The following is a 544-nucleotide window of genomic DNA, read 5'->3' on the forward strand; positions in this document are numbered from 1 at the left end:
TTTTTCTATGGTTCCTTCTATCCTTGCTCCACCTTCGGTGCAGTTGTAGGTGGTGATGTGATAATTCATTTTTATATTGACTATATCTTTTTCAAAGTTATGTCTAAAAAGTGTCCAAATTTCAGAACTTTGAACTTTTCCATTTCCTCCATAAGCTGTAGTGCTAAATCTATCTAAATCTCTTTCATAGTCTCCATTGTGTAAATTAGCATGGATAAAACCTTGAGAGTGTGTTTGCCCATCTTTGGCATAAGCTAAATCCTGACCTATGAGAATGATGTTTTTGTATTTTAGATGAATGGTTAATAAAAAATTCATATGTGCTACGCTAAATCCCATATTAAAATATCCAAAATAATCTAATTTTAAATATTGTATAAAGCTTGCATAGGTGGATACAAGTATAAAAGCTCTATTATTTTTTTGAAGATATTTGATAGTGTGAGGATGTGTAACAGATTTAACAATAAACACAATATCCTTATCAAATTCCCCAAAATCATTATTAAAACATTCAGCTACTATTTCATCGCGTTCCAACATG

Annotated in this window: 1 protein-coding gene; it reads right to left on the reverse strand. The window is 30.7% G+C overall.

Going from position 1 to position 544, the window contains the following annotated elements; genetic code table 11:
* On the reverse strand, positions 1–544 hold a 544-nt coding region (locus tag AJ882_RS08360), incomplete at both ends, for a 6-hydroxymethylpterin diphosphokinase MptE-like protein (RefSeq protein ID WP_148127823.1).

The sequence above is a fragment of the Campylobacter sp. BCW_6461 genome, assembly GCF_001762735.1.
In the GTDB taxonomy this organism is placed as follows: domain Bacteria; phylum Campylobacterota; class Campylobacteria; order Campylobacterales; family Campylobacteraceae; genus Campylobacter_D; species Campylobacter_D jejuni.